This window comes from Candidatus Thiodiazotropha sp. LNASS1 (assembly GCF_964212655.1).
In the GTDB taxonomy this organism is placed as follows: domain Bacteria; phylum Pseudomonadota; class Gammaproteobacteria; order Chromatiales; family Chromatiaceae; genus Thiodiazotropha.
On sequence record NZ_OZ156465.1, the window covers coordinates 3,869,302 to 3,892,647 of the forward strand.

General features: G+C 51.2%; 23 protein-coding genes. 8 read left to right on the plus strand and 15 right to left on the minus strand.

Annotated features, from left to right (window positions below; genetic code table 11):
- Positions 1-151: 151 nt before the first annotated feature.
- Entirely contained in the window at positions 152-748 is a 597-nt protein-coding gene (locus tag AB8516_RS17205; protein ID WP_369162459.1) for a fused DSP-PTPase phosphatase/NAD kinase-like protein, read from the plus strand.
- 70 nt (positions 749-818) lie between these two features.
- Here AB8516_RS17205 and AB8516_RS17210 read toward each other — a convergent pair whose 3' ends face one another.
- The 4 genes from AB8516_RS17210 to AB8516_RS17225 are packed head-to-tail and all read right to left on the minus strand — an operon-like array spanning position 819 to position 6,494.
- Positions 819-1,472: a molecular chaperone gene (locus tag AB8516_RS17210; RefSeq protein WP_369162460.1), complete on the minus strand. Its 654-nt coding sequence runs from the start codon at positions 1,470-1,472 to the stop codon at positions 819-821.
- A 29-nt stretch (positions 1,473-1,501) separates the two neighbouring features.
- Positions 1,502-4,027, minus strand: a complete 2,526-nt coding sequence (locus tag AB8516_RS17215; RefSeq protein ID WP_369162461.1) for a molybdopterin-dependent oxidoreductase — start codon at positions 4,025-4,027, stop codon at positions 1,502-1,504.
- Between the two features lie 33 nt (positions 4,028-4,060).
- A complete protein-coding gene (locus AB8516_RS17220) occupies positions 4,061-4,912 on the minus strand; it encodes a 4Fe-4S dicluster domain-containing protein (RefSeq protein WP_369162462.1) in 852 nt (283 codons plus the stop codon).
- Complete coding sequence (locus AB8516_RS17225; RefSeq protein ID WP_369162463.1) at positions 4,905-6,494, minus strand: NapC/NirT family cytochrome c; 1,590 nt, start codon at positions 6,492-6,494, stop codon at positions 4,905-4,907. Before AB8516_RS17225 ends, AB8516_RS17220 begins: the two co-directional genes overlap by 8 nt.
- A 546-nt stretch (positions 6,495-7,040) precedes the next feature.
- Here AB8516_RS17225 and phnD point away from each other — a divergent pair.
- The 3 genes from phnD (at position 7,041) to AB8516_RS17240 (ending at position 10,789) form a co-directional block, all read left to right on the plus strand.
- The gene (phnD, locus tag AB8516_RS17230; RefSeq protein ID WP_369162464.1) at positions 7,041-7,910 is read left to right on the plus strand and encodes a phosphate/phosphite/phosphonate ABC transporter substrate-binding protein; all 870 of its coding nucleotides are present in this window, start codon (positions 7,041-7,043) and stop codon (positions 7,908-7,910) included.
- 114 nt (positions 7,911-8,024) lie between these two features.
- The gene (locus AB8516_RS17235) at positions 8,025-9,401 is read left to right on the plus strand and encodes an ATP-binding protein (protein WP_369162465.1); all 1,377 of its coding nucleotides are present in this window, start codon (positions 8,025-8,027) and stop codon (positions 9,399-9,401) included.
- A gap of 11 nt (positions 9,402-9,412) precedes the next feature.
- Positions 9,413-10,789, plus strand: a complete 1,377-nt coding sequence (locus AB8516_RS17240; protein ID WP_369162466.1) for a sigma-54-dependent transcriptional regulator — start codon at positions 9,413-9,415, stop codon at positions 10,787-10,789.
- A 227-nt stretch (positions 10,790-11,016) separates the two neighbouring features.
- On the opposite strand, the gene AB8516_RS17245 is transcribed toward AB8516_RS17240, so the two are convergent.
- Positions 11,017-12,807: a putative Ig domain-containing protein gene (locus AB8516_RS17245; protein WP_369162467.1), complete on the minus strand. Its 1,791-nt coding sequence runs from the start codon at positions 12,805-12,807 to the stop codon at positions 11,017-11,019.
- A gap of 440 nt (positions 12,808-13,247) precedes the next feature.
- On the opposite strand from AB8516_RS17245, the gene AB8516_RS17250 reads away from it, so the two are divergent.
- A complete protein-coding gene (locus AB8516_RS17250; RefSeq protein WP_369162468.1) occupies positions 13,248-13,874 on the plus strand; it encodes a YceI family protein in 627 nt (208 codons plus the stop codon).
- 40 nt (positions 13,875-13,914) lie between these two features.
- Here AB8516_RS17250 and AB8516_RS17255 read toward each other — a convergent pair whose 3' ends face one another.
- Positions 13,915-14,316 (minus strand): HIRAN domain-containing protein, encoded by a 402-nt coding sequence (locus AB8516_RS17255; RefSeq protein WP_369162469.1) that lies wholly within the window; start codon positions 14,314-14,316, stop codon positions 13,915-13,917.
- A 112-nt stretch (positions 14,317-14,428) separates the two neighbouring features.
- Between AB8516_RS17255 and AB8516_RS17260 the strand changes: the two genes are divergently transcribed.
- Positions 14,429-14,830 (plus strand): hypothetical protein, encoded by a 402-nt coding sequence (locus AB8516_RS17260; RefSeq protein WP_369162470.1) that lies wholly within the window; start codon positions 14,429-14,431, stop codon positions 14,828-14,830.
- Here the strand turns inward: AB8516_RS17260 and AB8516_RS17265 are convergent.
- Together AB8516_RS17265 and AB8516_RS17270 are read right to left on the minus strand one after the other, a co-directional pair.
- Positions 14,821-15,042 carry a hypothetical protein gene (locus AB8516_RS17265; RefSeq protein ID WP_108341039.1) on the minus strand — a complete coding sequence of 74 codons (222 nt, stop codon included), beginning with the start codon at positions 15,040-15,042 and terminating at the stop codon, positions 14,821-14,823. The two genes, AB8516_RS17260 and AB8516_RS17265, sit on opposite strands and share 10 nt — an antisense overlap.
- Before the next feature lie 38 nt (positions 15,043-15,080).
- Complete coding sequence (locus AB8516_RS17270; protein WP_369162471.1) at positions 15,081-15,737, minus strand: HAD family hydrolase; 657 nt, start codon at positions 15,735-15,737, stop codon at positions 15,081-15,083.
- Positions 15,738-16,072: 335 nt separating this feature from the next.
- On the opposite strand from AB8516_RS17270, the gene AB8516_RS17275 reads away from it, so the two are divergent.
- Both AB8516_RS17275 and ptsP read left to right on the plus strand, forming a co-directional pair.
- Positions 16,073-16,597 carry an RNA pyrophosphohydrolase gene (locus AB8516_RS17275; protein WP_369162472.1) on the plus strand — a complete coding sequence of 175 codons (525 nt, stop codon included), beginning with the start codon at positions 16,073-16,075 and terminating at the stop codon, positions 16,595-16,597.
- A 146-nt stretch (positions 16,598-16,743) separates the two neighbouring features.
- Entirely contained in the window at positions 16,744-19,008 is a 2,265-nt protein-coding gene (ptsP, locus tag AB8516_RS17280) for a phosphoenolpyruvate--protein phosphotransferase (protein WP_369162473.1), read from the plus strand.
- A 121-nt stretch (positions 19,009-19,129) separates the two neighbouring features.
- On the opposite strand, the gene AB8516_RS17285 is transcribed toward ptsP, so the two are convergent.
- From AB8516_RS17285 to AB8516_RS17315, 7 genes are read right to left on the minus strand one after another with little or no spacing between them, the layout of a single operon-like run.
- On the minus strand, positions 19,130-19,885 hold the full coding sequence (locus AB8516_RS17285) for a phosphate/phosphite/phosphonate ABC transporter substrate-binding protein (protein ID WP_108294330.1): 756 nt from the start codon (positions 19,883-19,885) through the stop codon (positions 19,130-19,132).
- Between the two features lie 15 nt (positions 19,886-19,900).
- Entirely contained in the window at positions 19,901-20,374 is a 474-nt protein-coding gene (locus AB8516_RS17290; RefSeq protein ID WP_108294332.1) for a PAS domain-containing protein, read from the minus strand.
- 35 nt (positions 20,375-20,409) lie between these two features.
- Entirely contained in the window at positions 20,410-20,772 is a 363-nt protein-coding gene (locus tag AB8516_RS17295) for a roadblock/LC7 domain-containing protein (RefSeq protein ID WP_069125428.1), read from the minus strand.
- A 46-nt stretch (positions 20,773-20,818) separates the two neighbouring features.
- Positions 20,819-20,953 carry a hypothetical protein gene (locus tag AB8516_RS17300; protein WP_369162474.1) on the minus strand — a complete coding sequence of 45 codons (135 nt, stop codon included), beginning with the start codon at positions 20,951-20,953 and terminating at the stop codon, positions 20,819-20,821.
- The gene (locus AB8516_RS17305; RefSeq protein WP_369162475.1) at positions 20,946-21,608 is read right to left on the minus strand and encodes a hypothetical protein; all 663 of its coding nucleotides are present in this window, start codon (positions 21,606-21,608) and stop codon (positions 20,946-20,948) included. The genes AB8516_RS17300 and AB8516_RS17305 overlap by 8 nt, the downstream gene beginning before the upstream one ends.
- Before the next feature lie 4 nt (positions 21,609-21,612).
- Positions 21,613-22,152, minus strand: a complete 540-nt coding sequence (locus tag AB8516_RS17310) for an ATP/GTP-binding protein (protein WP_108294336.1) — start codon at positions 22,150-22,152, stop codon at positions 21,613-21,615.
- 29 nt (positions 22,153-22,181) lie between these two features.
- Positions 22,182-23,324 (minus strand): hypothetical protein, encoded by a 1,143-nt coding sequence (locus tag AB8516_RS17315; protein WP_369162476.1) that lies wholly within the window; start codon positions 23,322-23,324, stop codon positions 22,182-22,184.
- Positions 23,325-23,346: the final 22 nt, after the last annotated feature.

The window sequence follows — 23,346 nt, forward strand, 5'->3', positions numbered from 1 at the left end:
TAGGATTTGAAGCTACCGGAATATGTCTGGTGCTTGGATTTCAGTCTCACAACTGGAAGCCGTAATGTTGGGATTCAACGCCATATTTAGCATAGTGAAAGCATATAGCACTAAAGATTCGCTGATCTTGTTTCTGACATGCATCATGCTAATGTCTCCGGGACATATCAGTGCATGTGGTTGGTGGGGTGACGGTGAAGTCAATAGGGAGGATAACGAAGTAATAACGACACCGGATGGAAGGGTGTTGCCCCACATAGTAAACCAACACTCATCAAAACTACCGGGACGGATGGGTTACGGCATTGCAATACCTGATCCGGGCCGTGCCATTCCTTATCTGCAGGCGACCATGGGACGCCCGCTCAATCGTATTGCGGAGCTGAGCGCGTTCGGGTTTAAAACGGTCATCGATATCGGTACGTCTGAAAAGAGTGCTCGTCTGCACCGAAAGGAGACCGAAGTGCTTGGTATGCGCTATATAAGCATACCGGTAGACGGCAACCTGCCGAGCCGGGAGCAGGTTGAGGATTTCACTCAACATGTTGTAGATGCCAGCCATGGAATGCTGTTGGTCTATGCCCCAAGATCAGAACTGCTTGGGACTATGTGGGCGGCCTACCGGATGAATCTTGGCGCACCTGCCGGCTTCGCCATTAAGGAAGGCAGAGAACTCGGTATGCTGCCTGATCAAGAGATTACTCTTCGTAATCGTTATGGATCAAAAAAAGACCCTGAAACGCCCTAGCTGAACAGGCGTTTCGGGTCGATAAAAGTCCTTAAATAGCTGCCTTCATCGGATGGTTTGTATTGCTTATCTAGGCGGCTGTTTCGGTTACTAGACTCTGCTCTTCGAGCTTAAGGAAACTGTTTGTCAACTTAGCCAGTTCCCGGTAAAAAGGAATACCTGCCTGCGCTATCACCGCATCACAGAACTTGGGTATCCAACCCAGAATATGCTGTTGCAAGAACATGCGCTGAATTGACAGGCAGTACTCGGCACTGATGCGATCCATCTCTATCCACTTGTCGGCTTCCCAATCGGCCAGCTTCTGCATGAACTCAAGTTCAACGCTGATATGATCAGGCAGCCCCGTGAACTGGGAAGCGTAATCAAGTCCGGTTGTCTCGATAAACTTCTTCACTTCAACTGTTCTGGCGCCCCATAAACCACCTGAGTCACCATCCACTTCAGTGAAAATCGATTCATGGGCGGAAATGTGCCGTCCAGGACCTATGAACAGGCGCGAAAATTCAAGCGCAAGTTGATCGGCTATGGTTGATACGGGTTCGCTGTAAAAAGAGCTCCCCATTTCCAGCTCCATGTCCGAGAAGGCCCCCGCCAAGCGGGGCCCCCTCAGTTCGTTGATGAAGGCTTCGCTGGGCTCCTGCCGAAAGACCAGGGTCAATAACCCATACATGTCACTTCTTGTTTTGGCGTTATCGGCCATTTTATTCCAGTCGGTTCCCATTTCAGCTCTCCTCTTTCAGTAGACTCAATTTATGCCTTGGCTACCCTGACGACGGTATCCATCCACCGCTGTGTGCCGCTGATAGGATCTGATGAGTTGGGGATGATGGTATTGGGATGAGTACCATGCTTTTTCCACCATATATTCTTCACATCCGGATCAGCCGCGGCGCCTCCCGGTGTGGGAGAACGCTTGCCCGAACCATAGACCCCCGAGTGCTTGCGACCCAGGTGATGGGATATGGCGATCACACCCGGAATGATGCCTTCGGTAACATAGGCTGTGGTGGTGATCTCGCCCAGGCTGTTATAGACTCTGATCTTGTCGCCATTCTTAATACCGCGCGCTTCAGCCGTCTTGGTATTGATCCAGCCGGGATTGTCGTGCTTGATCTCGGTGAGCCACTTGCAGTGCGCGGTCCTTGAATGGGTATGTACCGCCACCTTGTAGGTGGTGAGATTCAGCTCATCATCCGCCATCTTCTGGTGTTCGGGAATCGGCGTATAGGATGGGAATGCCGGAAAACCCTTGTTGGCGAAATTATCTGAATAGAAGTCCAGATAACCTGCCTTGACGAACTTGGTATTGGGGGGATAGGCCAGGTAAGCCGTGCCATCGATATTTTGCGCGACATAGGCCTTTTTAGCGCCTTTCGTACCCAGATACCCTTGACGCTTGGCTTCGGCTTCACTGTCGACACCTGCCTTTTTCCAGTTCCAGTAGACACCGGTCTTCTCATCGAGAATCACGCCATCGCCGGACACGTCCACCTTGGTCTCATAGAAGCCGTAGTTGGGTTTGGCCTTCGGATCGTGCCATACGCCTTGCTTCTTCATATACTCGAAGCCTCCGGCCTCCCGCACACCGGGTGTCATCTCACAGGACTGACGTACGAAGTCTTCCTTGCTTGAGTATGCCAGTTCAAAGCCCATGCGCTTGGCCAGCTCAGGCCAGACATCGCCCTGGCAACGTGATTCTCCCAGGGGTTTAACCAACGGCTGCCGGATATAGAACTCGGCGATCTGGTTTGCCGACACCATGTCCTCCCAGTCCCAGCGCTCCAGGTATGTGACGTCGGGTAGGATCAAGTCTGCATACTGAGATGATTCGTCATAGACGATGGTTGTTGAAATAAGGAAGGGGATAATACTTTCATCCCGCATAATCGACTGCAGTTCCTTGTTGTCGCCATTGATGAATCCCGGGTTGTAGCAACTCCACCAGTAGACCTTCGGTCGACCCGCCTGGCCATCCTTGATCATCGGTAGCACCTGGTGGCTTACATGATGAGTCGGGTAGGCCGCTTCACCCGGAAACCCGTCCTTGACGTGGAGCGTTTTGTGGACCTTCGCCTTGGGGGAGGAGGGATGTTTCCAGCCTGCTCCAACACCCATGACACGTCCACCCGGACGATCGAGATTGTTGGTGATCGCTGACAACAGCATTGCCGCCCGCTCCTGATCCGCGCCGTGATAGTGCATTACGGTTCCACGGTAGGTGACCAGGCAGGCTGATTTGGCTTTTGCGAACCCGCGAGCGATCTTGCGTATGGTATCGGCTGGCACACCACTCTGTTTCTCTGCAAACTCGGGGGTGTACTTAGCGACATTTTTCTTCACCGCTGCAATCTTCTCATCGATAGTCGCTTTGTAGTTTTCGCTGACACGCATGAATTTGAAGTGATCCTTCCTGTAGAGTTTCTCGTTCATGATGACATTACACATGGCCAGCATCACCAGTCCGTCATGTCCCACTTTGATCGGTACCCACTGATCGGCCTTGGCCGCCGTGTTTGTCAGGCGCACGTCGAATACGTATAGGGGTACGCCACGATCAACCTTGGCCCGGATCAGGCGCTGGGCGGTCGGAATATGGTTGGTATGGGTCTCAAACTGATTGCTGCCGAAAATCACCACGTAATCGGTGTTGTCATAATCCCAGTTGTCATACATGCCCCCCCACAGACTCTCCTGTCCTACCCATTTTGCCGCCTCACAGACAGAGGTGTGATTACCGATGGTGCCAGTGCCGTAGGCCTGCATGAAGTCGTACATGGTGGCAGCCTGGGACGCCTTGTGTCTGCCGTACTGATACATGAACAGTTCAGGGGTACCCGCATCGCGCAGGGGTTTCAGCTTGGATACGATCAGGTCAAGGGCCTCATCCCAGGAAATACGTTTCCATTTGTGCTCGCCACGTTTGCCTGCGCGTTTCATCGGGTGCAGGATCCGGTCGGGGAAGTAGACCTGGTTGATGCCCGCCTGTCCCTTGGCACAGAGTTTGCCGAGTGTGCGGATGGAATCGGGATGGCCTTCGAGCTTTACCAGGCGTCCGTCCTCTACATAACCGATCATGGAGTCTCGGGTTACACACTGCCAGCAGGCCGTGGGAATTGCCTGTCTCTCCTTACCTGTTGTGGGTGAAAAATCCTTGCCGCCCGCCTGCAGTTTAAGCGATCCGGCAAATGCACTCTGACTGCAGCCCAATCCGGCTGCCAATGCGCAACCGCTGCCTGCGGTCAGTTTCATGAAATCACGACGATTTAACTTTTTCATATCAATTCCTCTCTTAATACAGGCTCTCAGGGTCTATGGAATCTGGTCCACAAAGTGGTCCAGTTTGCCCTTCTTTCGCTGTGTATAGAGGGTTTTCAACATGTTGTCGGGATCGATGTAGAACACATGAGGAATGGTTCCCTCTTCCGGAAGCAGAACGTTGTCGGCCTTGGCCAGGTTGTGCTCTTTTACAAGCTTGGAGACTTCGCTGTTCGGGTCGTTGAGGTCACCGAAAATTCGTGCACGTCCCTGGCAAGTGTTGACACAGGATGGTTCGACCCCGTTATCGACACGATGAGCACACATATCGCATTTGTCCGCAGCCTGCTTTGTCGGATCAGCGCCCGCTTTGACAAAGGGATCAAATGAACGGACGCCGTAAGGGCAGGCATCAATACATTTGCCGCAGCCGATACATTTTTCCTTGTCTATCAGGATCAAGCCATCAGGACGTTTATAGGTCGCACCCGTGCGATAACGTATGGTTTTGCCATCAGCCGTCTTGAATTTGGCCCGTTTGCCTGGAAATTCCGGACAGGCTTTGACACAAGGTGGAACACCATCTTTCTCATTGCCCTCGCAGTGATTGCACATCAGGGGTAAGAATTCCTTCTTGGTATTTGGAAATGTACCCATGGTTTTCTCTTGGACGACTGCCCGGAAACGGCCCAAAGAGACATTGTTTTCAGATTTGCAGGCCACGGTACAGGCCCTGCAGCCTATGCAGCGCCTGAGGTCCATCACCATCGCCCAACGGGGTGCTTTTGATTGAGCCGCTTCAAGACTCACCTTCGGTGTCGCCAATGCCGCAGCGCCTATCGCGGCTGTGCCTACACCACTCAGAAATTTGCGACGGTTGACGTCTGGTGTTTTGTTATCACTCATATCGTATTCTCCTACGCATCTCCTCACCCTCCGCTACAGTTGATTGTGTGGTTTTTGCAAGATCATCACTACTTCTCGTCTCTTCCAATAGCTCAATGGTGTCTTCAAAATTGCCGAATGCACCGTCGAGAATGTTTACTGCGTACTTTTTGTTATGTACGCCGTTACCAACGCGTACAATATTGAGAAGATCATTTCCCTCGGCTAGCATTTGCTCTGCTTGGGTCAATCTCTCATTGTCCAATCTATCCTTCAGTTCGGCGAAGAGATTCCTGGCTTCCTTCTCAACCTCTTCCACGTCCGCCACCTCATTGGTGAGTAATTCGTTCCAGTCACTGAGCATTTTTCTGTGTTGTTCTGTATGGCAGGCAGCACAGGTATCGCCTGAGGCGGTTCTCACGTCATGCCCTTTACTCAGTGTCTTCTTGAGATGACAGCCCATGCAGTTTGTGTTGACCTCGTACATCAGATGCGGGTCACCCGAGATATCCTCATTAACAGGAGCGCCTGAAAGCAGCAGCTTTTGGTACTTGTGCTGATCGACGTGACAGAGCTGACAATCATTGCGTACGAAATCAAGATGGTCAGTTCTGTTCTTATGTTCGATCACGCTGTGACAATCGAAGCAGTCAGCCTTGTTCGGCACATGCTTGTCATGCATGAGTTCGCGGTCGCCTGCAGTTGCCAGTAACGTCTGACTTCTGTTATGGCAGGTAAGACAGCCATTCGAGACGACATTTCCGGTATTAATCTCTCCCTCCCCGCTTACCATTTCGAAGTGGCAACTCTCACAGGCAACGCCTGATTCCTGTATTGTCTGATGAGTGATCGGTTTTTTGGTGCTGGCAGGGTCGCCTGCCTGTAACTGGCTTTGAAGCGATTTTGTCGGGATCGTGTGGCAGATATCGCAACGGGAGACCCCTTGATTGAAATCGATGGCCGGCTTGTTGACAAAGGTGATTTTCTTAATGTCCCCATTGGCCATCTCCGCTTTGTCAAGTGTGGGCTTGTCCAGTTTAAGGTGACAAAGGAAACAGATGTCTTCAGGCACCTCGAAGTGCTTTTTCTCCGTTGTCTTGAAATGGCATGTATCGCAGGTGATCTGGTGGCCATCGAGAGCCTTATCACTAAAGTGAACCTGGTGTTTGAAACGGACCCGATCAGTAAACTGTATCTCCACCGGCGCCAGTTTCTCACGGTCGTGACAGCCGGACTGTAAACAAGCGCCATCCTTGATCACAGGGCGTATGGGCAGTGGAGCATCCCGGTCATAAAGGTATGCTGCAAGGTGGCGTAATCCTTCGTACTTGGCCTTCATGGAATGCTTCTCGCCTGGTAAAAAGTGGCAATCGACACACTCCGCCTGCATGCCTTCCGGATTATTGCTCTTGTAGTGATAGTTTGACTTCCAGGCTTCATACTGCTCTGTCATGGTGTGGCAGCTGCCCCCACAAAAAGACGACTGCGACGTGTAATACTCAAAGCCGCCCCAGGCGGTTAAGAGAAAAAGAACTGTTCCCATGAAGATCAGTACCATCAGTCGCCAGGTAACTCTTAATTCAATTCCAGCGCCACTATTCATTGCCTTTGTTTTCCCCCAGTCGGGCAGACTGTGTTCACTCGGCTTTGTGTTTATATGTTTCGGAACATCAGCAAGAGTCGTTCCAGGTTATTATCTGTTTGAAAATGTGGAAAAATATAAAGTAGAAAAAATATAAATCTGGATTTAGTTACCTGTTGGTTACTTTTCGCTGAATTGTGTAACCATTGTGGTTTGTTCTTTAATTACATGCTGTTAGCAAAGCACCGCCTGACAGTATGTTACCGATAGGTAACATACCGAGATGTGGAGAAGCACTCCGGAGAAGGCTTCTTCACTGCCCATGAAAAAGCGGGTACAAACAGGTGGTCTGGATGCGGACAGTAGGCGTATGCAACTAAAAAACAACAACTTCCTGATTAAGTAATGGATTCTGCTATCCTTGCAGAATAGCAACTATAAAAGTACGGGAAAGTGTGGCCATTGAAGGTCTTTGTTCGCTGCAGGGAGCGTATGACATTTCGTAATGCAGCTACCGTGACATAACTTAGCAGTATCCCTGAGAAGTTGTTTTAGTGAGGATCCCAAGTGCGATTGACCTTTTTAATATTACTTTTCTGGATTACTCCAATTTATGCAGCCAATACGGAATCACCTATCCGTTTCGGTTTAACGGCTGTTGTGCCCACTGAAAATCTAAGATTTCTGGATCAATGGAGTCAATACCTGGAGCAAAAAACAGGTCGCAAGGTCGAGTTTGTGCAGAGAAAGTCTTATCGGGAAGTAATGGATCTGTTGGATACGGGTGTTATCGAATTCGCTTGGATCTGCGGTTATCCTTACATCCAGGCAAGAGAAACGGAATCACTTCAGCTCCTGACAGTGCCTATTTACCGGGGAGCACCACGTTATCACTCTTATATAATTGTCCATCATAGCAGTCCCTATAAACGCTTCAGCGACCTGAGAGGGAAAAGTTTCGCCTTCTCTGATCCTGATTCGAATTCAGGTTTCCTCTATCCACTGGCCTTGATTGCAAAAAAAGGAGAGAAGCCTGAGACTTTTTTCCGCCAGACATTCTTTACCTTCAATCACGCTGAGACGGTACAAGCCGTTTCCGAGCAGGTTGCAGATGCTGGAGCCGTAGACTCGTATATATGGGAGTACATTGCCGTCTTCAAGCCGGATATTACTGAAAAAACCCGAATAATAAAGAAATCGCCAAGCTTTGGTTTTCCACCTGTTGTATACCGTCTAGGTATAGATACCGACATAGTAAAACAAATGAAACATACACTTGAAAATATGCATCAGGATTTAACCGGACAGGAACTACTCGACCGGCTCAAACTGGATGGCTTCGGTGATTATTCTGATTCGTTGTTCAATGAAATCCGCGCTTTGGAAAATACAGTTCAAAGCGCCGACCCCAGGTACTCCGTGGTACAAACAGATTAATTATTCAGTATACAAATGCCCAAGATTAATCCGAAATCCTGGCCATTGGCGATAAAGTTATCCCTCACCATAACGGCCGTTGTTACATGCGTCGGGTTTTTGATCGGAATACTCATGGTTGTACAGGACTGGAAACGATTTCAAAATGATTTGGGTGAAAAAGCGCTGCTGCTATCTGAATCCATTTCAATCACTGCGCCAAAGGCTATGCTGCGAAAAGACTATTGGTCTCTTTACCTCAGTCTCAAGAATATGGCATCCAAGGGTCCTGGAGCCAGAAGCGAACACGAAATCATAGATGCGATGATATTGGATGCTGAAGGCCTGGTTCAGGCCCATCTTCATCCCGCGAAGCATCCGATAGGTCTTGTCTTTGCGCCAGATAATGAAACCGAGAAAGCTATAACCAGCCAGGCGATGGCCGCGAGAACTCCGACCGTGTTGAGCAACGGCGGTTTTTCCAAAGATGGATTTCAGGAAGGTGTCGTACCGCTGTTTTCAGATCAAAAATACCTTGGTGTGGTTCGGGTTCGTCTCTCTGTCGTCAGTCTATTCGAAAAGGCGAAATCCACAGCCGTAATCGTTCTTTTGTCGATATTGCTCTTCGTCTTTATCGGAAGTCTGCTGGGTACCATAGTATCCAGGCGGGTTGTCGGGCCTTTGACCGCAATCACACACGGGCTTGAGGCGGTAGGACGTGGAGAGATGACCGACTTTTCACCAATACCGGTGAAAGAAGGAGATGAAATAGGAAGGCTTAGTGTGACCTTCAATCAGATCATGTCTGAACTGGCGGAAAAAAAGATGCTCGAAGAGGAGATCGCAATGAGCGAGAAACTGGTCGCCTTGGGAAGAATTACCGCCGGTGTGGCGCATGAGGTAAATAATCCACTTGCAGGGCTTTTAAACTGTATAGATACGCTGCGTCAGCATCCAAACGACAAGGAGTTGATCGATCGTTACCTGCCGGTTATTGACCAGGGACTGCATCGGATTAAAGATATTGTTCATAACCTTCTCGTTGGACTCAAGAACGAGGATAGTGATGAAATGATAAACATTCAACAGGTCGACAAGCTTCATGATTTGATACTGGCGGAAATAGGTGAAAGAGATATCAAAATATACTGGAACAATACAGCAGATAGAGATACCTGTATTCCAGGAAAGACCGAACAGATAATCTGTAATTTACTGAAAAATGCTGTTGAAATCATTCCCGAAAACGGAACCATTGATTTCAACATGTATCAAGAGGGAAGGCGTCTCGTCATCAAAGTCAGTGATAATGGCCCCGGAGTTGCCTCAAATATAAGAAACCAACTATTCGATCCTTTCTTTACAACAAAGCCCAACGGCACAGGATTGGGACTGTGGGTTGTCTACCGTCTGGTTCAGAATATGCAAGGTATCATCGAGGTAGAGAGCGAGCTGGGAAAAGGTACGACTTTCCTCATCGAACTACCGGTAATCAACAGGCAGGCAGCCTGATGCAGAATAGTATGGATCAGACGATGGAGGCGGATAGCTACAAAGACTTGTGCCTGTTGTTGGTTGAAGATGATGAGATCATGCAAATATCGCTTGTTGACAGGCTACGCATAGAATCAATACCTGTGCGTGCGGTGAGTGATACTGCGAGTGCAAGAAAAGAGCTGGAAAAAGGAGATATAGATCTCGTCGTAACCGATATCCGCCTACCGGATGGTACAGGGATCGAACTCTTTACAGATATCTCAAACAATTATCCAGGCATACCTGTCATCCTCATGACGGCTTATGGCGATATATCGGACGCAGTCGCTACGGTTAAAGCCGGCGCTTTGGATTATCTAACAAAACCTTTTGACATTAATGAGTTCATCAAGAAGGTGGTGCACCAGCTCTCATGTATTTCCGACATTCAGTTAACGGCCAACAACCCTGGCACTGATAATGATTACTTCAAACCAGGTAGTGGTTGTTTGGGAAAAAGCAACGCCATGCGAAAGATCGAGAGACTTGTGGCGCGTCTCAGAGAGAGTGACAGTTCAATATTGCTTACCGGAGAGTCCGGGGTTGGCAAAGAGGTCGTTGCAAACCTGATACACAACAACAGTCTGAGGTCACAGGGTCCCATGGTCAGTGTGAACTGTGCCGCACTACCTGCCACACTGATCGAAAGTGAGCTCTTTGGCCATGAAAAGGGGGCTTTTACCGGAGCGACACAACAACGAAAAGGACGTTTTGAGCAGGCTCAAGGCGGCACCATCTTTCTTGATGAGATCGCGGAAGTATCGTCCGATATACAGGTAAAACTACTGAGAGTGCTGCAGGAGAGGGAGTTTGAACGTGTTGGCGGATCGGTTTCAATTCCACTTGATGTGAGGGTGATTGCCGCAACTCAGGCCAATCTCGATGTCGCTATTGAAAAAAATGAATTCAGGTCGGATCTTTACTGGCGCCTCAATGTAATCAATATCGACATTCCACCACTGCGGCAACGTAGGGAGGACATAGTCTATCTCGCCAGACAATTCGTCAGCCAGCTGGGGCGATGTAAAAAGGGGGGCATCAAAGGTCTGTCGAAGGAGGCTGAACTCTCTCTTCAATCCATGTCATTCCCTGGGAATGTTCGTGAACTAAAGAATGTCATTGAAAGAGCAGTCGCCCTTTGCGATGGGCCTTGGATAAGCCAAAGCGATCTTTCGATCACGGACAGCAATGCCCACACTCACGATACAACTACACTAAAAGAGACTATCGAAGAGGCTGAACGGAAGTCAATAACCAGAGCGCTAGCGGAAAATAAAGGCAAAATCAATCAGACAGCGGATTCCTTGGGTATCTCGCGCAAAAACCTGTGGGAGAAGATGAAACGCTACGAAATAGATAAGTAGCTGCCTCGGCTATGCATGAAGCTTGACCAAGGATCTAAAGATGGATTCTTCAGGTGGCTGAACGCCTATGCACCGGATGAAATGGATCCTTATTAAGCTGAAATTCGGCAGGTAAAAAAGAATGCACCGGATTTAAGGATCGTAATCCCTGGAATCCGGTGCGTGGTATAGCCAACCAATCGACTATCTGATTGCAGCTATATTCTCATGGCCGCTTCGGTCGTCAATCACATGGTGCTCTTCATGGCAACGTTGGAGTAATCGCTCTCATTGCCTTCGGTATCATAAGTGGTGACTGCGAAGTAGTAGTCGCCGACATCGAGATTGTCGATGACATAGTCGTGGATGGTGCAGTCTGCCAGGTCCATGACCTGTTGCAGGTTGTCTGCGGTTGTTCCCATATAGATCTTGTAGCCGGCGATCTCGCTCATATCGAGTGATGAGCCGTCTGTGCGTGTTGAAGGCGGAACCCATGCCAGTGATACGCTGCCTACGGTGGGTTCCGGTTCCACTACCTCGATGCTCAGAGGGCTCAGTGATGCGCTGTCGGTTCCATCCGTTACCGTGATGACGATAGCGTCGTAGCGTCCGATATCCTCGCTGTTGGGCGTGCCGCTCAGTACACCGGTTTGGGTGTTGAGGCTGGCCCATGCCGGCAGATTGGATGCGCTGAAGGTCAGCTCATCGTTGTCCGCATCGGAGGCATCGGGTGCAAACCTGTAATCATTCCCGGCGATGACGCTGGATTCGGCTGTACCGCTGATGACTGGGGCGTTGTTCGGTTCTGCCACATCATTGATGGTGATGGTGAATCCATCGAGGCTTACACTGTCACTGCCGTCAGACACAGTGATGACGATATTCCGGTATGTTCCAGCAGACTCGGAATCAGGCGTGCCGCTGAGGCGTCCGCTGTTGGGGTTGAACGCTGCCCAGTATGGCCGGTTGCTGATCGAGAATGTCAGCGCATCGCCGTCGGGATCGCTGGCGGCCGGTGTGAAGCTGTAACCGTTACCCTCTTCAATGGTGGTATCGGGTGTGCCGCTGATGCTGGGGGCGCGATTGGTGTCGCTGACAGTGATGCTGAAGGCATTCAGGGAAGCGGTGGCATTACCGTCGGAGACGCTGATGACAATTTGGTCGGTAGTGCCGGCGGAGCCATAGCCGGGGGTGCCGCTGAGAACACCGGTCGAGGGATTGAAGCTGGCCCAGTCCGGTCTGTTATCGATGGAGAAGGTCAGGCTGTCGCCATCGGCATCATGTGCCTGAGGTGCAAACCGATAGCCGGCGCCCTCTGCAACTGTGGTGGCCGGTGCGCCACTGATTGTGGGTGGCTGGTTGCTGTCGTCGACAGTGATACTGAAGGCATCGAGAGATGCGCTTGCGGAACCGTCGGAACAACTGATCACGATGTTGTTGGTGGTACCGGCAGCGTTTTGATCGGGTGTGCCGCTCAGTTGCCCTGTGGATGTATTGAAATTCGCCCAGTTGGGTCTATTGGCGATGGAGAAGGTCAAAGCGTCGCCATCGGCATCGTTTGCGCTGGGGGTAAAATGGTATGCCTGGCCCTCGGCAACCTGGGTCTGCGGTGTGCCGCTGATTACAGGAGGCCTATTCTCAGCGGGTGGCTCCGGCTCCGAGCCGCTGACGCAGTCCGCCGGTGCCCGAATAACGGTTCTTTCCTGAACAAGCGTTCCATATTCGGTACGCACGCCGCAGGGTACGTTGGCCGGATTATAGAACTTTAATCTCCAGTAGCCTCGTCTGTTGACGGTTTTGCTTCCCAGATAAAGATCCGTACCGGCGATGAAAACGTCTACCTTAACGCCTGGTGTTCCATTGCCTTTGAGAACCAGCAGATCTTTTCTTTTCCGCCATACGGCTTTCTCGAAACTGAATGATTCAGCCGGTTCGGCATAACTCTCTTCAGCGACGGTTCCGGCTTGCAGTTGGCTCATCTCGGTCAGGAAAAGTGCGGGGAGAACAACAAGTGGTAGCAGGGTGTGTAGGGCTTTCATTGTACAACCTCGATTGCGATATATCTTAGTTGTTCACTATGGCGGTCAACACCCGTTTTTATTCATTCACGAGATCACAGTTTTAGGGGACGAACTTCACACATTACGCTGTAGGGTTCCACAGTGTGAAAGAGCTCGAAAATATGAGAATGCATTTGTAAAAAAAACCGGAATTACACCGGATTCCCTTGCCTTTTATGCGTACCAATAAATTGCGAAAGAGAAGTGAGAACTGGTCGGAATCGACTATGAGAGTCAATTCAAAAAAACCTTCGTTTTTGGCACTATTTATGGGAATTTAATGTTGATTATTACCTGCATTCATATTCGGTTTTCTTATGATGTCAACGGCAATAAATTAACTGAATGACGTTTGAATAAAAGCCAGGTCAATCGGCTATTTTTATAACACTGGAATATATAAAATTTAGGAGCAGGATATGATTAAAATTCCTATCAAGCCGGCACTGGTTTTGTTCCTGGTCTTTAGTCTGTCGCAATCGGTTTCGGCATCGGATTATGTTATCGATACGGAAGGTGGACACGCCTATATCCAATTCAAAATCAGCCATCTCGGTTTCAGTTGGCTGACCGGGCGATTCAATCGCTTCTCCGGTGATTTCAGTTACGACGAAAACAACCCGTCAGCGGCGAAGATCGAAGTCATGATCGATACCCGGAGTATCGACTCCAACCATGCCGAGCGAGACAAGCATCTCAGAGATGAGGATTTCCTGAATGTCGCAGCCTATCCGGAAGCCAGGTTTATCAGCAGATCGTTTAATGAGCATGGCGAGGGTAAGGCAACCCTCGTCGGTGATCTGACCTTGAGGGGCGTTACCCGACCAGTGCGAATCGAAGTGGATCATGTCGGTGAAGGGACAGATCCCTGGGGTGGCTATCGGCGTGGATTTTCAGGCAAGACCCGCATCATCCTGGCGGATTTCGGCATAACCAAGTATCTTGGCTCCACCGCCAAGGCGGTGGAGTTGAGTCTCGGTATCGAAGGCATACGTAAAAGATCGAAAAACCGCTCGAGAAGACCGGGCGGATTACGCACTCGTTAGGGCCGCGGATTCTGATCGGATGGGTGAAGCGCATTCAACACTATCCTGAATGTAGCCACTCGACACGAAAACGGATTTTACGCCATGGATTTTCCTCTTCAAGCAGGCGTACGATGGTGGTTTCCAGCCGTTCGCCCTGGTCCAACAGCCGGGCAAGGGTGCGGTTTTCACGACGTGGGATGTATCCCAGATGCTCATTTTTAAACCACACGGCGACAGCATAGCGGTCATGTGGATTACTGGGTTCACGTTTGAGGTGGAGATGCTCACCGACTCGGAGAAAGGGCCAGATCGACGCAGCACGATGGTATTGAAACCCCGCCAGGGGTGATTCCTGAAGCACCACCCGGCGCCGAGCTGGGCATGTCAGGCCGTGAGGCGTCAGCCGTAGAGCCAATCCCGCCATCCGCAATATTGAGAATAGGATATCTTTTCTCTTCATAGGGTACACTCCCCGAAGCTTTTGGGATTAGTAACAGGTCCTGTACGAGAAGTTGAAGAATAACCCGGGTGCAGGCTCAAACCGTGAGCCCGCGGGGGAGGTGGCGACTGTCATGTTGGAATATATCTTGTTCGATGAACACTCTTGGCGTGGGTTCATCGACTATCTGCGTCAGCTGGGTCTGGATCCGCAAACCTCTGTTGCGGAAGAGGGATGGCTGATTGCCTTGCCGGAAGACCTGGATGAAGCGTTGGATGTAAAGATCGAGGCCTATTATGGTCAGTTGCTGGAGGGTGACGAGGCTGCTGTGGCGGAGAGGGAAGGGGAAGCGCATCTGCATGCCGCCGGCGTGAATGTTACCCTGGCGGATGGACGTATCGTTCAGGCCGTCATCGATCCCAAGCTGATGCAGCGCCTGTTGGGGGCCGTTTCACCGCAGGAGTTGGGTGAGTTTGTGGATGCCATAGCCGCCGCTGTGGAAAACCCGGACGAACGTCCCTTGTGTCAACGTTGAGTATCTGTCGCCTGCTCTGGCTGACCCTGTTGCCCCTGTTTCTCACGGTTCTCAGTCGAAAGTCGTTCCGCCTTTCTCTTTTCCACCATCTCTATATACTCTTTCGGTGTCTGGTGGATATTGGTTTCAGGAGGATTGTCGCTGCTTTTCATGACATACAAAATGCCGAGAATGAGCACGATCAGCACGGCAAAAAAAGCGGTGTTTCCCATAATGGATCTCCTGGCCTGCTAGGACCTGTTTACGCGAGTCAACCATGTAATTGCAGAATCCGCCAGTTGCGCTCCCTGGCGATCCCTGAGAGGATTTCGTCAGGGTTCACGGCAACCGGGTGTTCAACGGCCTCCAGAAGGGGAAGATCGTTGTGTGAATCGCTGTAGAACCAGCTTCCCTGCAGATCCTCTTGATGGTCATGCAGCCAATCGCGGAGGCGATTCACCTTGCCTTGCTTGAAGCTGGGTTCTCCCTCTACCTCTCCGGTATAGTGGCCGTCCAATCTCTCCGGCTCTGTGGCAATCAGGTGGTCGATTCCGAACTGTTGGGCAATTGGGGATGTAACAAATGCATTCGTGGCGGTAATGATCAGCAGTGTATCCCCTGCGTTACGGTGTTTTTCCACCAATTGACGGGATTGAGGACTGATGATGGGCAGGATTTTTGATTCGAGGAACTCTCTGCGCCAATCGAGCAGATTTTCCATCGTATTGTCACGCAGCGGTCTCAGGGAGAAACGCTGAAACTCGAAGATATCCAGGCGACCAGCCTTGTAGTCCTGGTAGAAACGATCGTTCTCCAGCTTATAAGCCTTGCCGTCCACAATCCCCCTTTCCACCAGGAACTCACCCCAAAGGTAATCCGAGTCCCCCGCCAGTAGGGTATTATCCAGGTCAAATATTGCCAACGTCATACTCGTGTAGTGTCCTGTACTAGGCCCTGCTAAAACCTACCCACTCCGCCCTGCAGGGACAAATATTTTGTCCACTAAGGCGATATGAGCGAAGTGTAGTCGATCTGATTGAGTGGATGATAATACCTCTGGGCGGTCAAACAGCTCCAGCCCTTCAGGTGTAACAGGGCCTGATGCCCATTTCTTTTCCTTAACTTGCGACTTACAAGTGTTTAAGTCGTGAACAGTAACGGAATATCCATAATCAGCAAAGGCTTATGTTTTACCACCTTGCCGCTCAAGGGTGAATGTGGAAGAATCCACTGTAGAGATTCCATAATAAATTGGCTGCTACCTTGATTGACACTGACGGTTATCGACCCAATGTAGGTATCATCCTGTGCAATGACAATCGCCAGCTGTTTTGGGGGCGTCGGGTCGGGCAGGATGCCTGGCAGTTTCCTCAGGGTGGCATAAAGTCGGACGAAACCCCCGAAGAGGCTATGTTTCGCGAGTTGCGAGAGGAAGTGGGACTGGGGGTAGAGCAGGTTAAGATCATGGGCACAACCCGAGATTGGCTGCGCTATCGCCTTCCCGAACGCTATATCCGCCGCAACCGTGAGCCTTTGTGCATTGGGCAGAAACAGATCTGGTTTCTGCTGCGGGCAAAATGTGGTGAGGAAGCCTTCTGTCTCGATAACTGCGAAACTCCGGAATTCGAGGAGTGGCGTTGGGTCAACTACTGGCAGCCCGTCCGCGAGGTGATCTACTTCAAGCGTAATGTCTATACCAAGGCGCTTGAGGAGCTGGCACCCCTGCTCTATCCGGAAGGGACGCCAAACCGAATTCATACAAACTATTTGAGACAGCAGCGACGTTGAATCGCCTTTTTCGACAGCCGACCATCAGAATGCTAGTCGAGGTTCCAATATTTCCCGTATACCCATGAATACCTTTAAAAAGGATCGGGATGGGTCGAAACGGCCATGCTCACCTATAACCCACCATTCGCGCAAGGAGCGCTGGCATGCTTGATACCCTCCATCGTATCGTGAAAGAGGTCAATGCAGCGCCCGATCTGGAACAGGCCCTTGATATCATCGTGACGCAGGTGAAGGGGGCGATCAGCACGGATGTCTGTTCGGTCTATCTAACCGATTTCGAACGGCGTGAACATGTACTGATGGCGACCAAGGGCTTGCATCGGGATGCTGCCGGCAAGGTGAGACTGCCTTACCACCGTGGGCTCATCGGCCTGGTCTGTGAGCGGGCGGAACCGGTCAACCTGGCGGATGCGCCCAGTCACAGCCGTTATCTGTTTACCCATGAGACGGGTGAGACCCAGTACAAGGGTTTTCTTGGCGTGCCCATCATCCAGAATCGCAAAGTGCTGGGCGTGCTGGTGGTGCGTCAGCATATTCAGCGTAGTTTCGAGGATCAGGAGGTCACCTTTCTTTTTACCCTCGCGGCGCAACTAGCCGGCGCCATCACCTACGCCCAGGCCAGTGGCAATCTGGTGACTCAGAGTGATGACCTTGCACCGCCAAACCGATTTCTTCAGGGGAGACCGGGATCTCCGGGTGTGGCGCTGGGTACTGCCGTTGTCGTCTATCCCCCGGCTGATCTGGATGCGGTGCCGGACAGATCGTCGAAGGATCCGGATTGTGAGGAGGAGGAGTTCCGTACAGCGGTTGCCGCCGTGATTCAGGACCTGATGGCGATAGAGGATCGTTTCGAGGAGACGCTGCCGGCGGAGGACCGTGCCCTGTTCGACGCCTGGCTGATGATGTTGGGAAGTGATTCGCTGATCGGTAATACGGTCAAAAGAATCCATGAGGGTAACTGGGCGTCGGGGGCGTTGCGTGAAACCATAGAGGAGCATGCCAAAGTCTTTGATGCCATGGAAGATGTCTACCTGAGAGAGCGTGCTTCCGATGTTCGGGATCTGGGCAGGCGTATTCTGATGCATCTGCAGCAGAAGGTCGCGGGTCCGACCGACTATCCGGAAAATACGGTACTGGTAGGCGATGAGGTCAGTGCAATGCAGATGGCTGAGGTGCCGCAGGGGCGTCTGGCGGGGGTTGTCTCAGCCCAGGGGGCCAGTTTTTCCCACGTGGCGATATTGGCACGGGCGATGAACGTGCCGGCTGTGATGGGGCTTAGCGATCTGCCTGTGAATCGGGTTGACGGCCGGTTCGTGATTCTCGAGGGCTATCTTGGTCGTCTCTATGTCTCTCCTGCGTCGTCAGTGATCCAGGAGTATCAACGACTTGCCAGCGAGGATCAGGCTCTCTTCAAAGAGCTTGAAGCGGAGAAGGACCTGCCCTGCGAGACGACAGACGGCGCCAAGATACCGCTGTATATGAATACCGGACTGATCTCCGAGCTGGGCTCCCAAGGCAGCTACGAGTCGGAAGGTGTCGGTCTGTATCGCACAGAGCTGCCATTCATGGTGCGTGACAGCTTTCCCGGCGAATCGGTGCAGGTGGCAAATTATCAGAGGGTAATGAGTGCTTTTCATCCCCGTCCGGTAACCATTCGCACCCTCGATATCGGTGGCGATAAACCGCTTCCCTACTTTCCGGTGGAGGAGTCGAACCCATTTTTGGGTTGGCGGGGAATACGCATCTCTCTGGATCATCCCGAAATATTCCTTACCCAGGTGCGTGCTATCCTGCGTGCCGCTATCGGTCTGGATAACGTCCGTATTCTTCTGCCGATGATCAGCCATGTGCAGGAGGTGGATGACGCACTGCTTCTGATTCAGCGTGCCCACGATGAATTGATAGAAGAGGATTATGCCGTAACCATGCCGAAGATCGGTGTGATGATCGAAGTGCCGTCCGCTGTCTATCAGGTCGATGCTCTGGCGCGCCGGATCGATTTCGTCTCCGTCGGCACCAATGACCTGACCCAGTATCTGCTTGCAGTGGATCGGAACAATGCCCACGTTGCGGATATCTACGATGATATGCATCCGTCGGTACTGCGGGCGCTTATCCAGATCGTCTCCGGGGCCAAAGCGTATCAGCGTGAAGTCAGCGTCTGTGGCGAGATGGCGGGCAATCCCGCTGCCGCTGTGCTGTTGATCGGCATGGGTGTGGACAGTCTGAGTATGAATGGGGGCAGTCTGTTACGTGTGAAGTGGGTATTACGATCAGTCTCCCGCTCCAGGGCCAGGGAATTGCTGCAGGCGGCATTGCGTTGCGAAAAGGTATCCGAAGTCAAACTGCTGCTTGGCAATGCCTTGGAAGAGATGGGATTGGGTGGCCTGATGCGTGCGGGCAGGTAATGGGGTGTTGTAAATCATGGTAATAGGTTCAGCCATTACCAATGATCTACCTCTTGTCGCGACAGTTTCAGGCTCATATCCGATTCACCGATACTTGATCACAACTTCCTTGGATGATCGCTCAGGCGGGTTGATAGGTCAGCGTATCCATCAAGTCGATCATGAATTCCATCTCTTCCTCCTCGACCTTTACCCAGCTATCGAAACCCAGAGATTGAAGCACTCCACTCCCCTTAGGATCCTCAGACATAGCCGCCAACAACTCGCTCAGCCGCTGTTGCTTGTCTGCCAGCTTGGGGCCTATCAATAAGGCATGGTGGATTATATGGATCTGACTGGTGACGAGTGGACGCAACTGCTTGCGGGTGACGCCAGACAGGGAGTTAAATGCCTCAGCCAGAAAGAAACCCAGATCAACCTGGCCTTGGATCACAGCTTTAGCAACAAGTGGGTAGCTTTCCTTCTCGTCGCGTTGCGTATTCTCGGCATTGAGTTCGGCCGGTTCAAGCATGATGGCGCACATGAGGTTGACATCGGGATCATCGGTAGCGGCGATTCGTATTCCGCTGCTTAGGTCTTCCACTACCTGTGTTGGGCTGTCATCCCGTACAGCAATAATCGCTTCATCCGCCACACCGCCGGGCCTGGCCACAGGCAGGAATCCTTTTTCGCGCACCAGCATGGCCGCATCGTAAGGATTGGCATAGATCAGATCCACCTGGTCGGATTGGATCGCGGATCGCTGATCGTTGAAATTATTGTATAGCTCCAGATGGATCCCTTCATCAAGGGCCTTCTGCAGCCAGGTGTTGAATATATACCAGCCGGAGATATGATCGGGTGTAAAGTCGGGGCTTACAGTGAGTTGAAATGGCATTTTGGAATCTCCAGCTTAGAATAGGGTTGGGTAGGTCTTGATGCACTCCTCGACCTTTCTCCGCGCAGGTTTACGGCGGACAGAGGTGTAACCGGTAATCTTGCCGTTACGCACATTGGGGATAACCGTTGCCAATACCCAATAGAAGCCGCCATCTTTTCGCAGATTTTTCACATAACCATGCCACTTTTCTCCTTTTTGCACCGTATCCCATAAATCCTTGAAGGCAGCCGGAGGCATATCCGGATGACGCAGTATGTGGTGAGGCTGGCCCAGCAGCTCATCTTCACTGTAAACGGCCATCTCCACAAAGGAGTGGTTGACCTGGGTGATGATGCCGGCGGGATCGGTACGGGAAACGATGAGGCGTCCATCCGGATATGGTGACTCGATATCCGTCACCAAAATATGGCGACTGCTGCCATCCTGGAAAGTGAGCGTATGCTCACGGTAATCGCCGACAATGTCGTCAGGGTTCATATCATGCATGGTAATGAGCTCCAAGTGATCTCACTGAATCAAAGTTAGATGAGTTTTGAGATACCTTCCGCCGCTCGTTTTACATCAAGGAAGATCAAACCAAGTTTTGTGCTGGATTTTGCCAGAACGGATATGACCGCCTCTTCACCTGCATGGGTCATGATGACATAGCCTTGATTACCCTTAATCAATACCTGTTCAAGTTCCCCACGGGCCAGTTCTTGGGCAGTTCGGTCACCCAGGGAGAGCATGGCTGCACTCATCGCGCCCACCCGGTCCTCATCCAGATTAGCGGGTAGCAGGGAGGCCATGATCAGGCCGTCAGTAGAGATGACTGCAGAGGCCTCAATGTCTGCAGAGGTGCCGTTGAGTTCACTCAGTATCGATGCCAACATGTCTTCACGCATTGTCGTTTACTCCTGGAGTGGTATAAAAAAAATTACAGCTAAGGTTCTATTTGGTGTAAGTACTGACCATATTGTTGAGCTGTGTCCGGCTCATGCCCGTTATCCGGAAGAGTTGGTCAAGCTCTTCGGCCAGGCGGAATGAATCATGGAGCTTTCGCTCCACCCTGTTGATGTCAACCATTGTCGGTTTGGTTCTCCCATAGTTTTTCTGTCGAGTAACGCAGGGTTAGTGTCCACACCAGATCGCGAAATGCCGGTTGATTGAGACAGGGACGGTCTTCGATAACCAGCACAAAGCGTTGTTGGCCGATATGCAGGGGCCAGAATCCAAGCTGGCTGTTGCCTGAGGCGTCAGCCAGCGTCCAAGCTTGTTGATTCAGGCCCAAGTTATTGGCGAGCAAGTGTTGGTGTCGTTCATAGAGGGAACCCAGATCGGCACTGACGGCGGATAGCGCTTCGGCGGCTTCATGCGGTATACCACTGGTTGCAAGGTAGAATCCCTGGTTGTCTGCCAACAGCGCCTTGCCAGTGAAGGAAACCTGCTTCAACAGTTCAGGAAGTACATCCTCCAACGGGCCCACCGGTGCCGACAGGGGGGAGTCGAGTCCAGTTAACCAGCCGAGGTCCTGTAGCCTGGAGATCAGCTCCACAGTCGCTTGCTGATCCAGTCCACTCCAGTTGGTAAGACGTTCACTATCTGCAATCGGACATCTGCTTTGCGCCAGAATGCCAAACAACAATCGTCTTGCCGGTTCCATATGGCTTGAACTCGCCGCATAGAAGGTGCCTGCAGGGGTGGGTTCCAAATAGGCAGAGGTATCCAGGTTCATGGTCATGTCATTAGTTCGCCAACGTGGGATCTAGGGAGTAGAGCAGAGACTGCACCAGTAGAGAGACATCGCCCTTTTTGCGGGCATCCACCTCCAATAGTGGCAGTGTGGACCAGCCGAGGGCAGACAGTTCTCGTTGATAATCGCCAATTGTCGGGGTGGATTTTTCATCCATACGGGTAATGCCGATGGAAACCGCTGTGCAGCCGATAAAATCTTTAAAGGCATCAAGAAAAAAGTGGAGGTCGCGAAACGGTTCGATCCGTGAATTGTCGATCAGCAATACCAAGCCGAGTCCGCCTTGTGTGAGAATGTCCCACATAAAGTCAAAACGCTCCTGACCGGGGGTGCCGTATAAGTGGATGCGCTCTTCTCCAGCCAACTGCATAATGCCGTAATCCATCGCGACTGTGGTTTGGGATTTGCGATCTTTCGTCATGTCGCTGGCCAACTCATCAGTGGTAACCATGGGCACATCTGACAGCACGCTGATAGCTGTTGTTTTACCGGCGCCTACAGGGCCGGTGAAAATGATTTTATAATTTGCCATAGGGTTTCATGATCCGGTCTCAGTATTCATCATGCAGCACGCAGATGATTCAGGATGCGCCCCAGCAGTCCTTTACGTGAAGGCTCCGCTTTTTGCATCTGAACCATTTCCTCACCCCCGGGTACTGTTTGAAGTTGTACCAAGCCCAAGTTATGGCAAGCGGAGTAAAAGGCACAGACATAGCGCGCTTCCATGCCCAGGGTGTCCGCAGTCTGGGCCAGGGAAACCGGGGTTCGGGACCACAACGCGGCGATACGAAGAAATGGTGAAATGCTCAATAGCCGGGTTAAATTAGGCCACTGCCGTAGATGTACCGGAGCATGAATGTCCGTGTTAAGCGGGAGGCGGCCGCGGGCACTCCATAAGGTCACTTTCCAAAGCAACGCATCCATATTCTGAGGTGTCTGCTTACTGAGTCGCAACAGGTTGCTTTCGTTGACGCGAGGATTCTCGAAACGAATCTCGTCCGGTTTGACTGCCATGAGGCAGCGTGGGCGTAGCCTGGAATCACTGAGGTCAGTCAAAGCAACACCGGCTTTTGGCAGCAGGGTGATACTTTTTCCGCCAGGCAGGTGGAGTGCGATCGGATATGCATCTTTCCGGCAGCGTGCTATGGCGGTCTCCAGGATGTGTTGGAATAGGTTTTGGGAATCATAAAAAAGCTTGTCGCGGTCTGCTCCATTGACTAAGTCTGTACTGTTTTCAGTACCGCAACACTCATGGGTGATACGGGTTAGAGTTTCAAGGTTGCGTACGGCATTTTGAGTGTCGTTGGCAGCGAACCCTACCGGCATTCGTTTCTCTTCAGTATCGGGCTGTCCGATAGTGATCGGTTGTACTGATGGCTTGGGGGGAGATTCAGCTTTTTGGATTTTAACCGGTGTTTTTGTTTCGGTATCTGCGTTTTTATGGATTGGTTCATTGCGATAAAAGTCAATAATTGTCTTAAGTGAATCGACCTTTATTGGTTTACGCAGGAACTGCACGCCATCAATCTCTCGATCACGCACCGAGAGTGCGAGCATAGGGCGGTGAGGATAGTGGTTGCGCTGATGCTGAAGTAGTTTTTGACCGTTTAAACTGTCTAAATCCAGTATACACAACTGCGCCTGTTGTTCCGGCACTATGGTATACTTATCTTTGTTCTGCCTTTGGAGGAACAGTTCGAGCATGGCCATATCCCTATCGCTTACT

Excerpts from the sequence above, each read along its gene's own strand:
- AB8516_RS17205 (WP_369162459.1), top strand. The coding sequence starts at position 152 with ATGTCTCCGGGACATATCAGTGCATGTGGTTGGTGGGGTGACGGTGAA.
- AB8516_RS17210 (WP_369162460.1), bottom strand. The coding sequence starts at position 1,472 with ATGGGAACCGACTGGAATAAAATGGCCGATAACGCCAAAACAAGAAGT.
- AB8516_RS17215 (WP_369162461.1), bottom strand. The coding sequence starts at position 4,027 with ATGAAAAAGTTAAATCGTCGTGATTTCATGAAACTGACCGCAGGCAGC.
- AB8516_RS17220 (WP_369162462.1), bottom strand. The coding sequence starts at position 4,912 with ATGAGTGATAACAAAACACCAGACGTCAACCGTCGCAAATTTCTGAGT.
- AB8516_RS17225 (WP_369162463.1), bottom strand. The coding sequence starts at position 6,494 with ATGAATAGTGGCGCTGGAATTGAATTAAGAGTTACCTGGCGACTGATG.
- AB8516_RS17235 (WP_369162465.1), top strand. The coding sequence starts at position 8,025 with ATGGTTGTACAGGACTGGAAACGATTTCAAAATGATTTGGGTGAAAAA.
- AB8516_RS17240 (WP_369162466.1), top strand. The coding sequence starts at position 9,413 with ATGGATCAGACGATGGAGGCGGATAGCTACAAAGACTTGTGCCTGTTG.
- AB8516_RS17245 (WP_369162467.1), bottom strand. The coding sequence starts at position 12,807 with ATGAAAGCCCTACACACCCTGCTACCACTTGTTGTTCTCCCCGCACTT.
- AB8516_RS17250 (WP_369162468.1), top strand. The coding sequence starts at position 13,248 with ATGATTAAAATTCCTATCAAGCCGGCACTGGTTTTGTTCCTGGTCTTT.
- AB8516_RS17255 (WP_369162469.1), bottom strand. The coding sequence starts at position 14,316 with ATGAAGAGAAAAGATATCCTATTCTCAATATTGCGGATGGCGGGATTG.
- AB8516_RS17260 (WP_369162470.1), top strand. The coding sequence starts at position 14,429 with ATGTTGGAATATATCTTGTTCGATGAACACTCTTGGCGTGGGTTCATC.
- AB8516_RS17265 (WP_108341039.1), bottom strand. The coding sequence starts at position 15,042 with ATGGGAAACACCGCTTTTTTTGCCGTGCTGATCGTGCTCATTCTCGGC.
- AB8516_RS17270 (WP_369162471.1), bottom strand. The coding sequence starts at position 15,737 with ATGACGTTGGCAATATTTGACCTGGATAATACCCTACTGGCGGGGGAC.
- ptsP (WP_369162473.1), top strand. The coding sequence starts at position 16,744 with ATGCTTGATACCCTCCATCGTATCGTGAAAGAGGTCAATGCAGCGCCC.
- AB8516_RS17285 (WP_108294330.1), bottom strand. The coding sequence starts at position 19,885 with ATGCCATTTCAACTCACTGTAAGCCCCGACTTTACACCCGATCATATC.
- AB8516_RS17290 (WP_108294332.1), bottom strand. The coding sequence starts at position 20,374 with ATGCATGATATGAACCCTGACGACATTGTCGGCGATTACCGTGAGCAT.
- AB8516_RS17295 (WP_069125428.1), bottom strand. The coding sequence starts at position 20,772 with ATGCGTGAAGACATGTTGGCATCGATACTGAGTGAACTCAACGGCACC.
- AB8516_RS17300 (WP_369162474.1), bottom strand. The coding sequence starts at position 20,953 with ATGGTTGACATCAACAGGGTGGAGCGAAAGCTCCATGATTCATTCCGC.
- AB8516_RS17305 (WP_369162475.1), bottom strand. The coding sequence starts at position 21,608 with ATGACCATGAACCTGGATACCTCTGCCTATTTGGAACCCACCCCTGCA.
- AB8516_RS17310 (WP_108294336.1), bottom strand. The coding sequence starts at position 22,152 with ATGGCAAATTATAAAATCATTTTCACCGGCCCTGTAGGCGCCGGTAAA.
- AB8516_RS17315 (WP_369162476.1), bottom strand. The coding sequence starts at position 23,324 with ATGCTCGAACTGTTCCTCCAAAGGCAGAACAAAGATAAGTATACCATA.